This is a genomic window from Parabacteroides sp. 20_3 (assembly GCF_964238835.1).
GTDB classification, from domain to species: Bacteria; Bacteroidota; Bacteroidia; order Bacteroidales; family Tannerellaceae; genus Parabacteroides; species Parabacteroides distasonis.
The window spans coordinates 210607-229165 of sequence record NZ_CAXSNO010000007.1 but is presented as its reverse complement, the minus strand read 5'-3'; the positions used below and the strand labels follow the sequence as shown (position 1 = coordinate 229165).

16 protein-coding genes and 2 tRNA genes are annotated in these 18559 nt (G+C 46.1%); 8 read left to right on the top strand and 10 right to left on the bottom strand.

Annotated features, from left to right (window positions below; all coding sequences use genetic code 11):
- Positions 1 to 57: 57 nt before the first annotated feature.
- Positions 58 to 1107: a transcription termination/antitermination protein NusG gene (locus ACESPU_RS15590; RefSeq protein WP_217772966.1), complete on the bottom strand. Its 1050-nt coding sequence runs from the start codon at positions 1105 to 1107 to the stop codon at positions 58 to 60.
- A 509-nt stretch (positions 1108 to 1616) separates the two neighbouring features.
- Positions 1617 to 2549, bottom strand: a complete 933-nt coding sequence (locus ACESPU_RS15585; RefSeq protein WP_373133489.1) for a tyrosine-type recombinase/integrase — start codon at positions 2547 to 2549, stop codon at positions 1617 to 1619.
- 86 nt (positions 2550 to 2635) lie between these two features.
- On the opposite strand from ACESPU_RS15585, the gene ACESPU_RS15580 reads away from it, so the two are divergent.
- From ACESPU_RS15580 to ACESPU_RS15555, 6 genes are all read left to right on the top strand, one after another.
- Entirely contained in the window at positions 2636 to 3025 is a 390-nt protein-coding gene (locus tag ACESPU_RS15580) for a DUF2007 domain-containing protein (protein WP_005858748.1), read from the top strand.
- A gap of 13 nt (positions 3026 to 3038) precedes the next feature.
- Entirely contained in the window at positions 3039 to 3221 is a 183-nt protein-coding gene (locus ACESPU_RS15575; protein WP_005868546.1) for a hypothetical protein, read from the top strand.
- A gap of 165 nt (positions 3222 to 3386) precedes the next feature.
- Positions 3387 to 4721, top strand: a complete 1335-nt coding sequence (locus ACESPU_RS15570) for an NADP-specific glutamate dehydrogenase (protein WP_008779376.1) — start codon at positions 3387 to 3389, stop codon at positions 4719 to 4721.
- Between the two features lie 181 nt (positions 4722 to 4902).
- Positions 4903 to 6333 carry a phosphotransferase gene (locus ACESPU_RS15565; RefSeq protein ID WP_005868544.1) on the top strand — a complete coding sequence of 477 codons (1431 nt, stop codon included), beginning with the start codon at positions 4903 to 4905 and terminating at the stop codon, positions 6331 to 6333.
- The gene (locus ACESPU_RS15560) at positions 6330 to 7067 is read left to right on the top strand and encodes a nucleotidyltransferase family protein (protein WP_005858756.1); all 738 of its coding nucleotides are present in this window, start codon (positions 6330 to 6332) and stop codon (positions 7065 to 7067) included. The genes ACESPU_RS15565 and ACESPU_RS15560 overlap by 4 nt, the downstream gene beginning before the upstream one ends.
- A 15-nt stretch (positions 7068 to 7082) precedes the next feature.
- Positions 7083 to 8114, top strand: coding sequence for an endonuclease/exonuclease/phosphatase family protein (locus tag ACESPU_RS15555; protein WP_373133488.1), 1032 nt, complete (start codon positions 7083 to 7085; stop codon positions 8112 to 8114).
- 80 nt (positions 8115 to 8194) lie between these two features.
- Here the strand turns inward: ACESPU_RS15555 and ACESPU_RS15550 are convergent, their stop codons facing one another.
- Complete coding sequence (locus ACESPU_RS15550) at positions 8195 to 11149, bottom strand: PEP/pyruvate-binding domain-containing protein (protein WP_005868540.1); 2955 nt, start codon at positions 11147 to 11149, stop codon at positions 8195 to 8197.
- A 195-nt stretch (positions 11150 to 11344) separates the two neighbouring features.
- Here ACESPU_RS15550 and gdhA point away from each other — a divergent pair, with 195 nt between their 5' ends.
- On the top strand, positions 11345 to 12679 hold the full coding sequence (gene gdhA, locus ACESPU_RS15545) for an NADP-specific glutamate dehydrogenase (RefSeq protein ID WP_005868539.1): 1335 nt from the start codon (positions 11345 to 11347) through the stop codon (positions 12677 to 12679).
- Between the two features lie 98 nt (positions 12680 to 12777).
- Here gdhA and ruvC read toward each other — a convergent pair whose 3' ends face one another.
- Positions 12778 to 13335, bottom strand: a complete 558-nt coding sequence (gene ruvC, locus ACESPU_RS15540) for a crossover junction endodeoxyribonuclease RuvC (protein WP_005858764.1) — start codon at positions 13333 to 13335, stop codon at positions 12778 to 12780.
- The gene (locus ACESPU_RS15535) at positions 13332 to 13646 is read right to left on the bottom strand and encodes a DUF4286 family protein (RefSeq protein WP_005868538.1); all 315 of its coding nucleotides are present in this window, start codon (positions 13644 to 13646) and stop codon (positions 13332 to 13334) included. Before ACESPU_RS15535 ends, ruvC begins: the two co-directional genes overlap by 4 nt.
- An 86-nt stretch (positions 13647 to 13732) precedes the next feature.
- Between ACESPU_RS15535 and ACESPU_RS15530 the strand changes: the two genes are divergently transcribed.
- Positions 13733 to 13809: transfer RNA gene (locus ACESPU_RS15530), tRNA-Ala, on the top strand.
- A gap of 238 nt (positions 13810 to 14047) precedes the next feature.
- Here the strand turns inward: ACESPU_RS15530 and ACESPU_RS15525 are convergent.
- From ACESPU_RS15525 to ACESPU_RS15505, 5 genes are all read right to left on the bottom strand, one after another.
- Positions 14048 to 14120 (bottom strand) — tRNA-Thr (locus ACESPU_RS15525).
- Between the two features lie 39 nt (positions 14121 to 14159).
- Positions 14160 to 14621, bottom strand: a complete 462-nt coding sequence (locus tag ACESPU_RS15520) for a hypothetical protein (RefSeq protein WP_008772585.1) — start codon at positions 14619 to 14621, stop codon at positions 14160 to 14162.
- A gap of 62 nt (positions 14622 to 14683) precedes the next feature.
- Positions 14684 to 15718, bottom strand: coding sequence for a DUF6340 family protein (locus tag ACESPU_RS15515; protein WP_158532356.1), 1035 nt, complete (start codon positions 15716 to 15718; stop codon positions 14684 to 14686).
- Positions 15719 to 15756: 38 nt separating this feature from the next.
- A complete protein-coding gene (locus ACESPU_RS15510) occupies positions 15757 to 16608 on the bottom strand; it encodes a sugar phosphate isomerase/epimerase (RefSeq protein ID WP_008772587.1) in 852 nt (283 codons plus the stop codon).
- Positions 16609 to 16679: 71 nt separating this feature from the next.
- Positions 16680 to 18536, bottom strand: a complete 1857-nt coding sequence (locus tag ACESPU_RS15505; RefSeq protein WP_233570176.1) for a sensor histidine kinase KdpD — start codon at positions 18534 to 18536, stop codon at positions 16680 to 16682.
- Positions 18537 to 18559 lie beyond the last annotated feature (23 nt).

Here is an 18559-nt window from a genome sequence, read left to right as displayed (position 1 = left end):
GACTGTTGACAGTTGCGCACAGCGGTGAATCAACCATTAACTGTCACTTGTCAACTGTTAATGTTTTAGCCAGCGGTCGTAGTCGGCTAACCGACGGATCAAGGATAATTTACTCTTCTTCGGGGAGGATTCCCGGCTCCACGGATCGATCAACTCGTGCGCACGATAATAATAAATACTGCTATCCGTACAGCCATAAAGCGTAAGCAGTAATAATGCCAACGACTGCTCCGCACGGATCAAGGGTAAGAACGAGACGATCGTTCCGATCAACGACTTTTGCCGCTCCTCGTCCCCAAGTATCGTATAGGCGGGCAACAAGAGAGAATAGAGCTTGCACCGCATCACGGCAGAATCCAGCTGCAACTCCCCATAAGCACGCAAGGTCTCGGTCGCCAGCTCACGGTCTATAGCCGTAACGCCACCATCCCCCCAATGACGGCCCAACGCCTCATGAAGACCATTTTGTATCCGGGAATTGTCCAAACGGGTATATACATGCTTGCCTTCCTCGGCCAAGCCGATCACCTCATACTCGCCCGGCTGAACACGCAATAAAGGAACCCACATCCAATTGTCCACGCATACCATTACTTCCCGTTCGCCAACACCGGGCTGTATTACTACACTTGCCTCAACACCTTTGAAACGACCATCCGTGATGCGTATCCGGTCACCTTTACGCAAATAACCCGCTTCCGGCACATACACCGGAAGCTCATCCGAGTAAGAACGAGCAACCCAACGCAAGTTTTCCATCTCACGATCGGAGACAAAAGGATACGAGCCACGGCCATCCACGCTAGGCAGGAAATTATACAAGGGAAAATCCCGTTTCAAACGGAAGATCTCATACACAGAAGAGCGGATAAACACATAATTGTAGAGCAACGGACGGTGAGTCTCCACCAAACGCCCTTCCCGACGATGCATCTCCACAAAAGAGGGGGCGAAAAAATCGAACGTAGGCTCGCCCAAACGCACCCTGCGATCTAACTCCTTCCGCAAACCCTTGGCTGGACCTTTGTGACAAGCGGGAAGAGATAATACATACCATCTTACTGCATGGACATCACGCAATGGTAAAGGAGGAAGATCATGACCCATAGATACTTCAATGCCATATCAGCATATTCTATTAATACACTGATAATCTAATACTTAAATCAAATACTCTTTTCTATTCCCGAAAATTTTAAAGCAATAGAAACCATGTCAATATCTCTTCTATCGGGACACGGAAGATAGGCTACTTGGGAAGTAGCGTAAAAAGTGAGAAAATCATTATTACCCAGTTGTAGAGACGGAGCGTGCTCCGTCTCCCACCGTCTGGCAGTAATTTAAAATACCCATTTGAGGGGATGAGACGGGGCGTGCCCCGTCTCTACACGATGTTCGTACGATTTTTATGATGTGACGTGATGATACAGGAAATATGGGGTCGTTTCGTCTCCATTGTCGTGTCCATACACCACGAATAGAAACGAAAAATAGAGGAAAGACAAATTTAGAAAACAAACAAAGCTTACACAAAGCCTAAAAATTGTTTGTTATTCGGTGTTTTTTACTAAATTTGCGGCGTGGAAGATTACGCTACTTCCCAAGTAGCCGATCGCCTACCCCACCTTTGATACATTATTATATATACTCTCGAAGCAAGCCTTGTTCACCGCAGACATCTTATCCAAAGAGAAACTCTTCAAATAGATTTGCGTGGTCTTGATCGATTGGTGTCCCAGCAATTCGCTGATCATCTCGATCGGTACACCCTGTTCCTTCAATGCCGTGGCGAAAGAGTGACGGATCGAGTACGAGGTAACCATTTCCGTCACACCACAGGCATTTGCCAGCTCCTTCAAGGACCTGTTGAAATCAGCCAAGGCAGAGGTATATTCCCGGAAGGCCTCTTCACCCGTTTTCGTCCCGCTCAAGAAAGTGAATACATAGGGAGAATCCCGAAGCGTGCCGGCCATCAATGCCGTCAACAACTCCTTGGCCACAGGCTGTATCTCGACCAACATCGGCGTACCCGTCTTTTGGCGTTTATACCTCAAGACACCATTCCGGATATCACACTTTTTCAAATGAGCGAAATCGACAAACGCCATACCGCAAAACAAGAACATCAGACACAATGCCTGTTGCGTTTTCCGCAGCCCCGAATCATCCAACGGAGCGGTCATCAACAAACGCAAGGATTTCGCAGGCAATGCCTTCTTCTGCTTGCTTTTCACTCCCATGAAAATCCCCTTGAATAAATAACGGGAAAAAGGAGCCTCCCCATTCTCCATCGCCAACCCATACACACGGCGAATTCTACGCATATAGGTAGATACCGTATTCCACGAGCATTCCCGGTCCTGCAAATAGTCTTGATACCTCAAAAGCATTTCCCGGTCGATACGGGTATAAGGAATCACCTCCTGCCCACAAAAACGCAGGAATGAATTCAAGGCATCTTGATAACTCTTGGCGGACGAATAACGTCCTTGCTCTCTCAATCGGGCTATATACATCCGCATACCCCCCGCTAAATCATACTGTTTCATATTTTCACGTATAAAAAAAGTAAATTACAATAAAAAACACGGTTAATTCGTGATTGTCTACTTACATTTGCAGAAAAACAAATACCATGGACAAGATCGTAGAAATAGCCCGGTTCACCTATCCGGCGGATGCCCAACCGCTGATGGCCCTGTTGAGGTCGGAAGGGATAGAATGTTATCTCCGCAATGAGTTAAGCAGCCAGATCATGGCCGGTTACGTAGACGTAGGCGGCGCACGGGTGGAGATTCTGGAAAGCGACGTTCCCCGAGCCATGAAGATCATGGAGGAAGGCGGTTACGACCTGCCCCGGGAAGACGAGCAAGCGGAACCGGTAGAACAAGTCGCCGGATTCGCACGTCATATCCCTTTTCTACGAAAATATCCCTTAGAGAAACAAATCATGATCCTATTCGTCATCATAGCTGTCTTTTTGGCTTTGGTGATTTATTTCGGATCGCTTATTTCCTCAAACTAAACAAATGTAATCAATGGCACGCAGAAAGATAACAAATAGTCAAGCCGTATGTATCACCTTACTATGGGGTGTCTTATGCTACATGCTGCTTGTATACAGCGAAACGATCAATTTCGACGTCATATTTGCCCTTGTAGCCTCCGCTATCATTGTGTTCGTTCCGATCTATAAGAGTTTCAAGCATAGAGATGAATAACATTTCGTCGTTTTTTCAAACTTAATATATCTAAATGATATTTTTTACGCATTTTCTCTTTCAATTATTTGCTAGTGTCAAAAATTAGCTTACCTTTGCCACGTCGTTAAACAAACGGCGTACGGATAACAAAATGGTATAACATTCTAAATATAAAATTCAGTCATGAAGGCAAGTGAAGTTTTAGACAACTTGAAAAGAAGATTTCCGAACGAACCGGAATATCATCAAGCAGTATCAGAGGTTTTAGGGACTATCGAGGAAGCTTACAACGAGCATCCGGAATTTGAGAAAAGCAACTTGATCGAGCGCCTTTGTATCCCCGATCGCATTTTCTCTTTCCGTGTAACTTGGATGGACGATAAGGGACAAATCCAGACGAACATGGGTTACCGTATCCAGCACAACAACGCTATCGGCCCGTACAAAGGCGGTATCCGTTTCCACGCTTCCGTAAACCAATCGATCCTTAAGTTCTTGGCTTTTGAGCAAACGTTTAAAAATTCACTGACTACATTGCCGATGGGTGGTGGTAAAGGAGGTTCCGACTTTAGCCCGAGAGGAAAGTCAAACGCTGAGATCATGCGTTTCTGCCAAGCCTTCATCCTTGAGTTATGGCGCCATATCGGTCCGGACACGGATGTTCCCGCCGGCGATATCGGTGTAGGCGGACGTGAGGTGGCTTATATGTATGGAATGTACAAGAAATTGGCTCGTGAGAATACGGGTACATTCACGGGTAAGGGTATCGAGTTCGGAGGTTCCTTGATCCGTCCGGAAGCTACAGGTTACGGAAACGTATATTTCTTGTTGCAGATGCTGAAAACCCGCAACATTGACATCAAGGACAAGGTAGTTTGTGTATCAGGTTCCGGAAACGTGGCTCAATATACGGTAGAGAAATTAATCAGTCTTGGAGCGAAAGTTGTCACGATGTCTGATTCCGACGGTTATATCTATGATCCGGATGGTATCGACCGTGAGAAACTGGATTATATCATGGAGTTGAAGAACTTGTATCGTGGCCGTATCCGTGAATACGCGGAGCAATACGGATGCAAATATGTACAAGGCGCTCGTCCTTGGGGAGAGAAATGTGACATCGCTATGCCGAGCGCAACCCAGAATGAGTTGAACGGCGACGATGCCAAGACTTTATTGGCTAACGGTTGCTTCGCCGTATCCGAGGGTGCTAACATGCCTTCTACACCAGAAGCTATCGACGCATTCCTTGAGGCCAAGATCCTTTACGCTCCGGGTAAGGCCGCTAACGCAGGTGGTGTATCCGTTTCCGGTCTTGAGATGACTCAGAACGCACAGAAGTTAAGCTGGAGCAGCGAGGAAGTAGACCAGAAACTTCAGAGTATCATGGAAAGTATCCACGAGCAATGCGTAAAATACGGAAAGCAAGAGGATGGTTACGTAAACTACGTGAAAGGCGCCAACGTAGCCGGCTTCATGAAGGTAGCTAAGGCTATGATGGCACAAGGAATACTCTAGGTAATTGAAAATTGAGAATTGAAAATTAGTTAGAGAGGAGAGATTGATGATCATATAAGCGAGGGGGATAGGCTTTGAGAGGCTATTCCCCTTTCTTATTTCCAACGAAGTCCCAATTTTCAATTTTCAATTCTCAATTTTCAATTAAAAAGCGGTATCTTAGTGCCGTAAATCGATAAGTATGATAACAGAAGAACTTAGGAAGCTATACCAATCATATACCGGATCACCGGCAGAGGAAATAACGGAGTTACCGTCATCCGGCTCTAACCGCCGGTATTTCAGGATAAAAGGTCCTGAGACGTTGATTGGAGTTAGTGGCACTTCTATTGAGGAGAACGAGGCTTTTATCTATATGGCAAAACATTTCCGGGGGAAGGGCTTACCCGTACCGCAAGTATATGCCAGCTCGGACGACCATTCATTTTATATCCAAGAAGATTTAGGAGATACGCTTCTTTTCAACGCCATCGAGAAAGGCCGTAAAAGCAGTGTATTCGACGAGGAGGAACGCCGTTTATTACACAAGACGATCACCAAACTCCCCGACATCCAGTTCTTGGGGTCCGACGGTTTCGATTTCTCGTATTGCCATCCGCAAGCCGAGTTCAACCAACGGTCTATCCTTTGGGACTTGAATTATTTCAAGTACTGTTTCTTAAAGGCTACCGGGATGGAGTTTCAAGAAAACCGTCTGGAAGATGATTTCTTGAAGATGAGCGACGTATTGTTACGCAGTTCATCCGCCACGTTCCTATACCGTGATTTCCAGTCACGCAATGTTATGGTAAAGGACGGAGAGCCTTGGTTTATTGATTTTCAAGGTGGACGAAAAGGCCCGGTTTATTACGACGTGGCTTCCTTCCTTTGGCAGGCGAAAGCGAAATATCCGGAGGATCTGAGGAATGAATTACTATCGGATTATATCACGGCCCTACGTAAATATATCCCGGTAGACGAGGCTTACTTCCATAGCCAGCTGCGCCATTTCGTCCTGTTTAGGACCTTGCAGGTATTGGGGGCTTATGGTTTCCGGGGGTATTTCGAGAAAAAGCCTCATTTCATCCAAAGCGTCCCGTTCGCGATCGAGAACCTGCGGCAGTTATTGAAGAATGACTATCCGGAATATCCCTATTTATGCTCCGTCCTTCGTGAGCTTACCGGGTTGAAACAATTCACGGATGATATCCAGAAACATATGCTGGAAGTAAAAGTCATGAGCTTCGCCTATAAAAAAGGAATCCCGAACGACCCTAGCGGGAACGGAGGTGGATTCGTATTCGATTGCCGTGCGATAAACAACCCCGGTAAATACGAGCGTTACAATCATTTCACCGGTTTGGATGAGCCAGTGATCCAGTTCTTGGAGGATGACGGGGAGATCACGAACTTCCTCGAGCATGTCTACCATATCGTAGACGCCTCGGTAAAACGATATATGGATCGTGGATTCACCAATTTGATGATTTGTTTCGGATGTACGGGAGGACAGCACCGTTCGGTCTATTCCGCACAACATCTGGCGGAACATCTTAACACCAAGTTCGGAGTAAAAGTACATTTAGTACATAGAGAACAAAATATAGAACAACTCTTTAACCCTACATTATGAAAGCTATGATTTTCGCGGCCGGTACTGGTTCCAGACTGAAGCCGTTAACCGATCACACGCCAAAAGCGCTTATACCTATCGGAGGCAAACCGATGCTAGAACACGTCATACTGAAACTGAAATCCTCCGGTTTCGACCAGATCGTGATCAATATCCACCATTTAGGCAACCAGATCGTGGATTTTCTGGAGGCGAACAACAACTTCGGTGTCCGGATCGAAATCTCGGACGAGAGCGATTATCTGCTGGATACGGGAGGAGGAATCAAGAAGGCCACTTCTCTTTTATGCGGGAACGAGCCTTTCTTGATACATAATGTCGATATCTTATCGAACGTGGATCTCAAGAAACTATACGATACCCATGTACAAACGAACCCGTTGGCTACCTTACTCGTCAGCCAGCGCAATACCTCACGTTATCTATTATTTAATAAGGAGAATAGACTGTGTGGTTGGCGTAATCATGAGACCGGCGAGGTAAAATCTTACTATCCCTATTTTGACCCGGATCAACACAACGAGTACGCCTTTAGCGGAATCCACGTACTCTCGCCCAAGATATTGGAGCTGATGGAAGAATGGACCGGAAAGTTCTCTATCATTAACTTCTATCTGGCTATTTGCGCCAAAACCGATATCAGGGCTTATATGGCGGATAACCTAAAACTATTGGATATCGGCAAGCCGGAAACCTTGGCCGCCGCCGAGGAATGGCTACGACAAAACATCTAACAAAATATTCCACACATGAAAAAAACTAGTTTTATCTACTTACTCTTGTTGATCGCGCTGGGCCTCAGCTCTTGCCAGCAAGAGAAGACTTTCAAGGTTCTTCAATTCAACATCTGGCAGGAAGGCGCTGTCGTAAAAGGAGGCTTTGACGCTATCGCTGACGAGATCGTAAGAAGTAACGCCGATTTCGTTACGTTAAGCGAGGTACGTAATTATCATCAGACCCGTTTTTGCGACCGGATCGTGGAAGCGTTGCAGCAAAGAGGACAAACGTACTATTCTTTCTACACCGAGGATTCCGGTCTGTTAAGCCGCTACCCGATCACGGATAGCACGACCGTCTATCCCTTGAACGATGACAGGGGTAGTATGTACAAGGCCATTACCCACATCGGCGATACCGAGGTAGCTCTTTACACCGCCCATCTGGATTATCGCAATTGCGCTTATTACGATGCCCGTGGATACGACGGAAATACATGGGACGAGGAACCTCCTGTCACCAATCTGGACACACTCCTATGGTTGAACGAGCAATCTGTCCGTGACGACGCTATCGCTTGCTTCCTGAAAGAGGCGAAAAAGGATCGGGAAGCCGGACGGATCGTTATCCTCGGAGGGGACTTTAACGAGCCTTCTCATCTGGACTGGACCGAGGCGACCAAAGATATAAGAGACCACCAAGGATTGGTTGTTCCTTGGCACGTATCCGTCATGCTGGAGAAAGACGGCTTCAAAGATACGTACCGTGAGATCTTCCCGAACCCTGTAACTCATCCGGGACTTACCTGCCCGGCGGACTGTAAGGATATCGCTTTAGAGAAATTGGTTTGGTCGCCGAAAGCGGACGATAGAGATCGCATCGATTTCATCCATTACGCTCCATTCGAGGGATTAACGCTTACAGATGTATGTATCATCGGTCCGAAAGGTGACATCCTCCGTGGGCAAAGAGAGACGGAAGAGACCTCCGACCCGATCATGACTCCCCTTGGAATCTGGCCTACCGACCACAAAGCGGTTCTTGCCACTTTCCACTTGAAATAAAAAATGGATTCGCGAGACCCGTCTTACCGGCTCGTCTCGCAAATCCACAAACAACTATCTTCTCTTGAAACGCTATCTTTTTATGGTTTCAATACCACGCCAAGACTTTTCTTCCCATCCATCTTAATCGTAATCGGAGCATCAAAACGTACATGACGAAGATATTCCGTCTCCTCTACGGCAGGTTGCGCATTCAAGAACGCCTCATCGAACCAACCATCTCCCTTAAATGGATTAACCGTAAAATAGCCCACTCCGAACGAAGTCAGGTTCTGGAAGAAATGGGTACCTTGACTCGGGTCTACCCGATAATTCTCCAATCCGCACTCCACGATCACCCGTGCGTTACTGATATGCGGCCATTTCACCGGAATACCCAACCAAGAGTCGCTGCTCCCCCATCGACCGGGACCGACTAATACGTATCCTTTCTCCTGATCGGTAAACGAACGGTTCATCTTCTCGATCTCATAAGCGATCAACTGATTATTGGATGAATTAAAAGCGCCCGTCTTCACATAGATAATATCCTGTACGTCGCCAACGATGCCATGCCCCAAAACACTGGTAGAAGAAAGGATGGTTTCCTCGTTCTTCACCAAGCTCAGATCCTCGTCCATAATCTCTTTATTATCTACGATCGGACGGATTTGCAACAGATAGAAAGTCGCCCTTGTATGATCCGACGGGTCCATGTTGACAGCGAACTCAATCTCTACCGGACGGCCCATTTCCTGCTGCCCGATCCGTAAGATCTGATCCAACGTATCCGCCAGCGGGAATACGTCATGCTGTAGGATATTCACGAAAGAAAGGATCTTACGACCGCCCGGGTAATAACCGTCACGGATAATCTGATCGTACGGATCGTATGTAGAGACAATATATTTCAAGGAACCCTCAGCGTCAGCATCCTTCAAGCCCAGCTTCACCAAGTTAAAGGCATCATCCACCGAAAAAGCTTCCGCCATATTCTTCAAATCCAAGGCATAGAAACGAGTCTGCGTTTCCCTGAGAGCGAAATCCATCGTACTCATCTGCAAAATGCTATGGGGATGTCGGGGAGAGAAACGCAAGGTTTGCCCGCCATCGACGATATATTTACCCAATCCCAAGGCGATATTCGCGATCCCATCCTCCGCCTTCTCGTTACCGATCGGATAGAAATTCAAGGAACGGGCCACGCCCGACATCGTCGGATAGAAATGATCATTATAACGGGAGCCCACCACTTCTTGCAAGACGATAGCCATCTTCTCCTGATCGATCAAGTTCGAGGTAGCCGTCATATACGCCTTACTATCCTTATAAAAGACAGAGGCATACACCGCCTTGATAGCGTCGCTCACCGTACGGAGCATATCGTATTTCTCCTCGATCTTAGGTACCATATACGTAGAATAGATCCCGGCGAAAGGTTGATAATGCGAATCTTCCAGCAGGCTGGAGGAACGCACGGCGATCGGGCTTTTCACCACATCGAAGAAAGCCATCAAGTCCTCGATTAAACGGGAGGGCAAGCTGGCCCGCAAGAAATACCGGAGGATCGTCTCGTCGTCCGCATCGCCCAGCGCTACCGGATACAACTCGTTCGTCTCCATGAACTCGTCGAAGATATCGGTACAGATCACGACCGTCTTCGGGATATTCACGGCAAAATTATCACTCTCCAGCTTAGGGTATCGCTTCACCATCGCACCGATAAAGGCAAGACCTCTACCCTTACCTCCCAGCGAACCGTCGCCGATACGGGCAAAATTACTATACTCATCAAAACGATCCTTCTGATAAACCGCCACGACACCCGTGTTCTTCATCCGGCGATATTGCACGATCAAGTCGAAAATCAATTTCCGGGCCTCATCCATATCCTTATAGTCACTCACGTCCACATGCTTCAAAACCTCGGCGGGCGGAAACATGGCACGGGAATAAAAGAAACGGGAGAAATGATTCCGGGAGAGATGGTAAACCAGCGAGTCGTCGGGAATCTGAAAGACTTTCTTTTGAAGGTCTTTCAAATCCTTGATGCGCATGATCTCCTCTTTCGTATGCGGATTCAAGATCACGAAATCGCCGAAACCGAAACGCTGCATGATCTTCTTTTTCAAATCCTGCGGATAACTCTTGGAATTCTTATCGATAAACGAGGCGTTCAGTTCCTTCGCGTACACATGGTTGCTGGCCTCCGAAGACTCCAACACGAAAGGAATGATCAAACCCGTTTTTCGTACATACTGTCCAAACTTATAACCGGCATACGGATCTTTCACGCCATTGTGCATAAAACTCATATCCGAGATAATACCCAACATATTATCTCGATACTGATCAAAGATACGTACCGCCTCCTCGTAATTCCGGGCCAATTTGATCTTCGGACGGCCACGCATACGCAACGTACGCTGGTGATCGTTCAACGCCTCCTTCGCAAACATTTGGCTCTGCTCCAACACGAACTTATATAAATGAGGCAAAGCGGACGAATAGAAACGAATGGAATCCTCCACCAACAAGATGATCTGTACGCCCACGCTGGCCGTATCGTCCGGAGCGTTCATCTTATCCTCGATCAACTTGATAATCGCCAGTAACAACTCCGAGTTACCCAACCAGCTGAACACATAATCGATAGCGCTCAGATCCTCGTTGGCGATCCGCTTAGACACCTCTTTCGAGAAAGGAGTCAATACAACGATCGGGATATTCGGATAATGCACCTTTATCTCGCTCGCCGCAGCGAATATATCCCGGTTATCCATATTCGGCATGCAAATGATCAATTCGAAGTTCCGGTTCTTCAACTCATTCAAAGCCTCCTCCTCGGTAGTCACCTGCGTAAACCGTGGTGGGTAACGGAGGCTTAAGGAAGTATATTCGTTAAATATCTGCTCATCTACACGCCCGTCATCTTCCAGCATGAAGGAATCATATTTCGTAGCGATAAGCAATACATTATATATACGCTTATTCATTAGATTGGCAAACGGGGTGTCTCTGAACACCAAGTCTTTTAAGTTCGGTATACCGCTCATAATAGATTCTGATAGAATTATTCGAGTCAAATGTAAGGAAAAATAATAACTATTGAAACATGAAAGTACGCATTCTGACTCTAACTGAAGATTTTTAGGTTTTCACTGATAAAAAGTAAGCGAAACTCTTGGTCATTCCAAAGAATTACCTACATTTGCCAACAGAATGTTATCCTTTTAAAGAATATAAATGCTATGAAGACTGAAGTTATTTTATCAGCGCTAGAGGCAAAACATCCGGGAGAAAAGGAGTATTTGCAAGCAGTAAAAGAAGTGCTTTTATCAATTGAGGAAGTGTACAACCAACATCCGGAATTTGAGAAAGCGAAAATCATTGAACGCCTAGTTGAGCCGGAACGTATTTTCACTTTCCGTGTGCCTTGGGTAGATGATAAAGGTGAGATACAAGTTAACTTGGGATACCGTGTTCAGTTCAACAACGCAATCGGCCCGTACAAGGGAGGCATCCGTTTCCACCCGTCCGTTAACTTGTCTATCTTGAAATTCTTAGGATTCGAGCAAACATTTAAAAACGCTTTGACAACCCTTCCGATGGGTGGTGGCAAAGGCGGTTCCGATTTCGCTCCGAGAGGAAAGAGCGATGCCGAGATCATGCGTTTCTGCCAAGCGTTTATTCTTGAATTATGGCGTAATCTTGGTCCGGACAGGGATGTTCCGGCTGGCGATATAGGCGTAGGTGGCCGTGAGGTTGGTTATATGTACGGTATGTACAAGAAATTGGCTCGCGAGAACACAGGTACGTTCACGGGTAAGGGCATGGAGTTCGGAGGTTCTATCCTTCGTCCGGAAGCTACCGGCTTCGGCGCTCTTTACTTCGTACATCAAATGTTGGAGACTCACGGAATCGATATCAAGGACAAGACGGTCGCCATCTCCGGTTTCGGCAACGTGGCTTGGGGTGCCGCTACAAAGGCAACCGAGTTGGGCGCTAAGGTGGTTACTATCTCCGGTCCTGACGGATATATCTATGATCCGGCGGGTATCTCCGGCGAGAAGATCGACTATATGTTGGAATTGCGTAATTCCGGAAATGATATCGTAGCTCCTTACGCAGACGAATTCCCGGGCTCTACCTTCTATCCCGGCAAGAAACCTTGGGAACAAAAAGTAGATATAGCCTTGCCATGCGCTACCCAGAATGAGTTGAACGAGGCTGACGCTCGTAAGTTGATCGAGAACAAGACTTTGTGCGTAGCTGAGGTTTCTAACATGGGTTGTACGGCTGAGGCTGTAGACTTGTTCATCGAGCATAAGCAATTATTCGCTCCGGGTAAGGCTGTCAACGCCGGTGGTGTAGCTACTTCCGGATTAGAGATGACTCAGAACGCTATGCATATCTCATGGACCGCCGCCGAGGTAGACGCTAAATTACATCAGATCATGAGCGCAATCCACGAACAATGCGTAGCTCACGGTAAAGATGGCGAATATATCAATTATGTAAAAGGCGCAAATATCGCAGGCTTCATGAAAGTAGCGAAAGCTATGATGGCTCAAGGTATCGTATAAGAATAAGGTCAGTTTAGGCTAAATAAAAACATAGTTATGAATTCTTTGAACCTTAGTTATGGTTTGAGAATTTCATAACTATGTTTTTTAAGCTCATATCAGCGGACTTTCCCGGGGTTCTTAGCGATAAAATCCTTCCATCCCGTATACTTCTTTTCCGAGATCGGATTATTGGTTTGGAAATAATGACAAACAGCCGCCGCCAACCCATCCGTAGCGTCCAATTGCGGAAGCATAGACTCATCCGGTATCTTCAGATAGCGTTGTAGCATGCCGGCCACTTGTTCTTTCGCCGCATTTCCATTCCCCGTGATCGAGAGCTTGATTTTTAGAGGGGCGTACTCGAAGATCGGGATATCCCGCTCCAAGGCCGCCGCCATCGCTACTCCTTGTGCCCTTCCGAGTTTCAACATACTCTGTACGTTCTTCCCGAAGAAAGGCGCCTCGATAGCCAACTCATCCGGATGGTATTGATCGATCAAGGCCAAGACCCGTTCGAATATCTTACGCAGACGGAGATAATGATCCTCATATTTATTCAATTGCAGGATTCCCATAGCTTCCAGCTTCGGTTTATTCCCCTCGATCTTCAAGATTCCGTATCCCATCACGATCGTACCGGGGTCTATGCCTAATATAATACGGTCCTTGATCATTTAGGTAGCTCTATATCTTCCAACAGGGTAGAGAATCCAGCGATCTTCTCTTTATAACGTCCTATCAAATCTTGCTGCAAGGCTCCGCCTTCCTTACGCACCCACTCATTCAACGAATCGATATCCCTCGTATGAAACTGTACGGAAAAACTTTCACCTTCCTCATTCCGCGAATCCAAGATCCGTCTCAAATAAGGACTATAAAGGATACCGCTCTCGGAGGCTTTCGGTATATAACTATTCTTCAAATATTCCAGACACTCATCCACGATATCCTTATGGATATGAAAAGTCGTATTATAAACTATCATCTTCTTTCCTTTCTCTTGAAATTTCTTATACAAAGATAGCGCATATATCAAGAAAAGCCTTATATTTGCACATGAATTAACAAGACGGGGCATTAGCTCATCTGGCTAGAGCGACAGACTGGCAGTCTGTAGGTGATCGGTTCGAGTCCGATATGCTCCACCAATAATAAATTAAGCGGTTACAAAACAAGTAGCCGCTTTTTTTATTGATAAAAATCGTTTTGTTTTGGCGTTTTGTTGCATTTGGTGACGCAAATTTGACGCAAATAATAACGCTGTTGCGTTCATTGCATTTCCGGTTTAACACCCAGTTTAACCTTACCTCCCAAACCTCGCTAGAACCGCAGCCTTATCAAACAAAATTAGGCAGTTACCTAAAAAGATAACTGCCTAATTTTGTGAGCCGAAAGCCGGACTTGAACCGGCGACCTACGCATTACGAATGCGTTGCTCTACCAGCTGAGCTATTTCGGCAACATTTGTTTCTTTATTTCGGGCGCAAAGATACAGGGTTTATTTGACATCTGCAAGAAGATTCGCTAAAAAATCATCTAAATCCGCATCTAAATCTTTTAATAGAGGATCGTCCAGACGAAGCACATCATCGTCTATGAAGAGAAGTTCCTCTATCACAACAAAATCTTCATCAGTCAAGCTAACAGAAAGAGGTTTCATGAACCGGGGAGCGTCAAAAATATTCTTGGTGGATAAGATCGTAAGGACCGCCTTCACCGAAGCGGCAACCCGCTTATTGAATGCGTTCTCCTCCTCGTTCGAGTTCACCCAATCGAAGATAACGATCTTTTCGATCAAATGCTCCTCATCATCATAAATTTGCAGTTCCCCGCTTTCCGCATCGGCCTGCACATATAAGTCGCTTATAAAATTACCGGACTCATCCTTGGCCAGCTTTTCAATAGCCGACGTAAAAGCATTCTCGATGAGGGATTGAACCTTTGCTATATTTGCGTTCATATATTAATTCTCCTTTATTCGAATATGCGTCAAAAGTAATAATAATTCACCGAATAACGCCGTTAATCCTCACCAAATTGCACATTTAGTTTCTTATCGGAACGAATTCGTTCGGCCAACGCCTGCACATAGAGTTCCAATAATTTGGTACTCTTATCATTATCACCACTATTACGCTTGAATAAATCGTATGATTTATGAGCCCACTCATAGGCTTCTTTTAAATCTCCTCTCATCTCATGGCATAGGGCCAGATTAGAGGCCGCCTTCGCCCGGCTTTTCCAGTTTTCCGTACCCCGGTAAAGCCCGGACCAACGATCTTCTGCCATATCCCATTTCTCATTAGCCGCATAAGCGGAAGCCTCTTTCCAACGTGAACCCATTCCGGTAAAGTACCAACGAGTCTCCTTCTCCCAATGAGGAACAAAATTAGCGTAGACCTTCGCCCCGAAATATTTACCGGCCCCACGCAAAGCATTCTCCGGAGAGGGCAATACCTTATCCAAGATCGGCATATAATCCGCACTTTCCGCCCAATAAATACTATCTTTCATATGTACCGTCGCCAGTGGAGCCTCACGATCGGGAACGTAACTGCGTATCACGCCAGCCATCTGCACGTCGATCATTCCCATTACATACCCTTCGCCCAAGGTACCTACGCTTTTCTTCATATCGAACAGCAAGCGGTCGATGGAGATAACCGCATCGGCATCGGTCTCATCGCATAGCGACGCTACTTGCCCTTGGGTAAGTTTCGTATCCAGAAACGCCTGATTATCTTTTCGAACCGCATCATGGTAAAGCAATACGTCGTTAAAATAAGAAGCCTCCACGATAGCCTCCCCTAAAGTACGGCAAGCGTCAAACAGCGCACTATCCGCTTTCGCTTTGCAAGTATCCTGCTTTTCTCCCTGCAAGGTGTATTCGTAACCCGCATCCTCCGGTTGGGGGACGGCATTGTTTACGATAAGTACTTTAGCGACATTCTCTGGAAATGTCACCTCCGCAGGATTATACGTCTCGATACCTACATAATTAATCGTGCTACAAGCGGACAACAAACCCGCTATACCTATAAAAAGAATGCTTCTCATCTTCATCTATTTAAAAGGGGGCGATTTACGCCCCCACATTATGTCAAATCACTCACAGCCTTGAAATAGCCGATAGACTCCGCGATCCCCAAGAATGGGTCTTTCATGTCTTTCTCGTATTCCAAGCTACACATTCCCGTGTAATTAACTTCCCGCATCATACGGATCAGCGCAGGGAAGTCGATCTTTCCACGACCGATCTCGATCCCGACTCCCGCCTTCGAAGAATCCGTCACGTCCTTGATATGCATATCAAACACCCGGGTATGGTATTTCTTCAAGTCGGCCACAGGATCACAGCCGTTTCGCAAGTCATGTCCGACATCCAGACACATACCGATACGGGGGTCTAAATCCTTCGTATGCTCCCAAACGTCCGTAGCGTCGGGATACGTCTTAATATCAGGACCGTGCAAGTGGATGGCGTAATGGAAATCATACTCCTTCACTTTTTTATCCACATAGGGTAAAAGCTCGTAATTCGGGACACCGACGATCAACTTCACTCCTACCCGCTTCGCATAATCAAACGCACGGTCTATCTCTTCCTCGCTCTTCATATAAATAGGACCTACGGCATATCCCGTCACTTTATGGGCAGCGCATTTATCATGAAAAGCCCTAATCTGCTCATCCGTACTATTCAACGGCAAATGGAAATCCTTGATGCAAAGATAATGGATATCTAATCGTTCCAACGTCTTCAACGTCGTATCTAAATCAAAATTAACGAAAGTATATCCCGCCATTCCCAGATGGAACGGGTTTACGGCCTTCGGGGCTTTTGGCTTTACAGGGTCCGGCAAACCGGCCTTAGCGATAGCGGAAGTTCCCAACAAGAGAGCCCCGGCCAATCCTTGCTTAAAAAATAAACGTCTTGAGTGTTTCATGGTTTATATTATATAATAATGTATACTATCATCATAAACAGTTTTCACCCCGCAAGATAATAAAAAGATCTTTACGAGCCAGCATTCGGACGAATCAGTGGCAAAGTTACATAAAAGATCGAGCCTTTTCCCAGCTCAGAGGTAACCCATATCTTTCCTCCCATTTGCTCTACCAATCCCCGACAGATAGCCAATCCCAGTCCAACGCCTTTGCTCCAACTGTCCAATTGGACAAAACGGCTGAATATGGAATCGATCTTATCTCTCGGTATTCCCTCTCCGCTATCCTCCACGAAAAACTCGACAGAAGCCGCCGTTCTCTTATATCCAAAACGGATGAACCCCTTCTCGGTATGCTTGATCGAATTCGTGAGCAAATTCGTAAGGATTTGTGTCAAGCGGTTCTTATCAGCCTCCATCACCAAGGCCTCGCAGTCGCTCAGTCGCAACTCTATGCCCGACGGCATACGCAACAAGATCATGCTATAAATCTCTTTCATCAGTAAACCAATATCCAGCTCCTTATAAATCAGAGGCATGGAATTTGACTCGATCTTAGAAAGATCGAGCACATCCCCGATCAACCGCTGCAACAACTCATTATTACTTTGGATGATATTTGAGAACTCAAGCCTTGTCTCCCGGTCTTCCTCATCCACCAATACTTGCGAGAAACCTACGATAGCGTTCAAAGGTGTCCGTATCTCATGATTCATGTTCGCTAAAAATGCGGACTTTAGGCGATCGGCTTCCTCCGCCTTTTCCTTAGCCCTCTCTAGCCTCAATCCGTACCGATGCCGGGAATACGAGATATATCCCAAGAAGCAACAGATGATCATCAAAATCGCAAGACCTCCCCCCATTGTCAATAAATTAGCACGTAGATGGCTCGCATCCAGTTCCATCTTCTTATTTGCCAATTCCAGTTTATCCACATCATGCTGGTTCCTCAGCATAGCCAAATCCGCATAAAATTCGGCGCTCATAAGCGAGTCTTTCAAATGCGTATATATTTGATAGGTCTTAGCGGATTTTATCCCCTCCCCTTTCTGTAAAAGGATATCCGCCTTTTTCGCCAACATCAATAGTATTTGGGTATTCTTCTTTTCAGAGCTAACGATAGAGAGTAACGTATCGACAAAGGTTAGAGCCCTGTCATAGTCTTTTATAAATATAGAATAGTCCAGCTCCAAGTTCATAACCGTTTGAGTCTCTCTAACTAAATTCGCCTCTTCCACACAACGTTTGGTCAATATTAAATGCGAATGGGCTAATTTGGCATCATTCATCTCGATACCTTGAACCGCATACGAACGGTGATAGAGATACTTAAGGTAATTCACCGACATCTCTTCATTCAATTCCGTAATCCCATTCCCGTCACAATAGTCGATATAGGCTTTCAACTTCTCCAGATAGCGTTTCCTTGTCTCGACCATCCTCCCTTTGTTCAATATCTGGCGAATGATATAAATCCGCTTGGGCAAAGGGGTGTCACGCTCCTCCATTCCCTGAAGCACCTCTTCGTATAAGGCGATACCTTCACTCATGAATCCCGTCTCGATATAAAAGTCCGCTAACGCTTGGTTCGCCATATCGGCACCCTCCGGGAAATTCAATTCTTTAGAAAGGGCCTTCAACGCATTCACCTCCCGCAGAACCCCATCATCCTCCCGGCGGCTCGTCATGGTATAGATATTCCAGCCTTTTACCCGAAACAGGTCCTCAATACGCCCTACCTCCAAAAACACAGGCTCCGCCTTTTGTATGAAATAGCGCATACTATCCGTATTTTTCGAATAGTAATAGCGAATTAGCCTATACAATTCGTCCGCCTCCTGCCGGCGCAAGCTATCACTCCCCGCCGCCAATATACGAACGGATGACAGTAAAAGCAGGAATAGGAAAATAATACGTAGTTGTCTCATACCGCAAGATTATAATAATTATC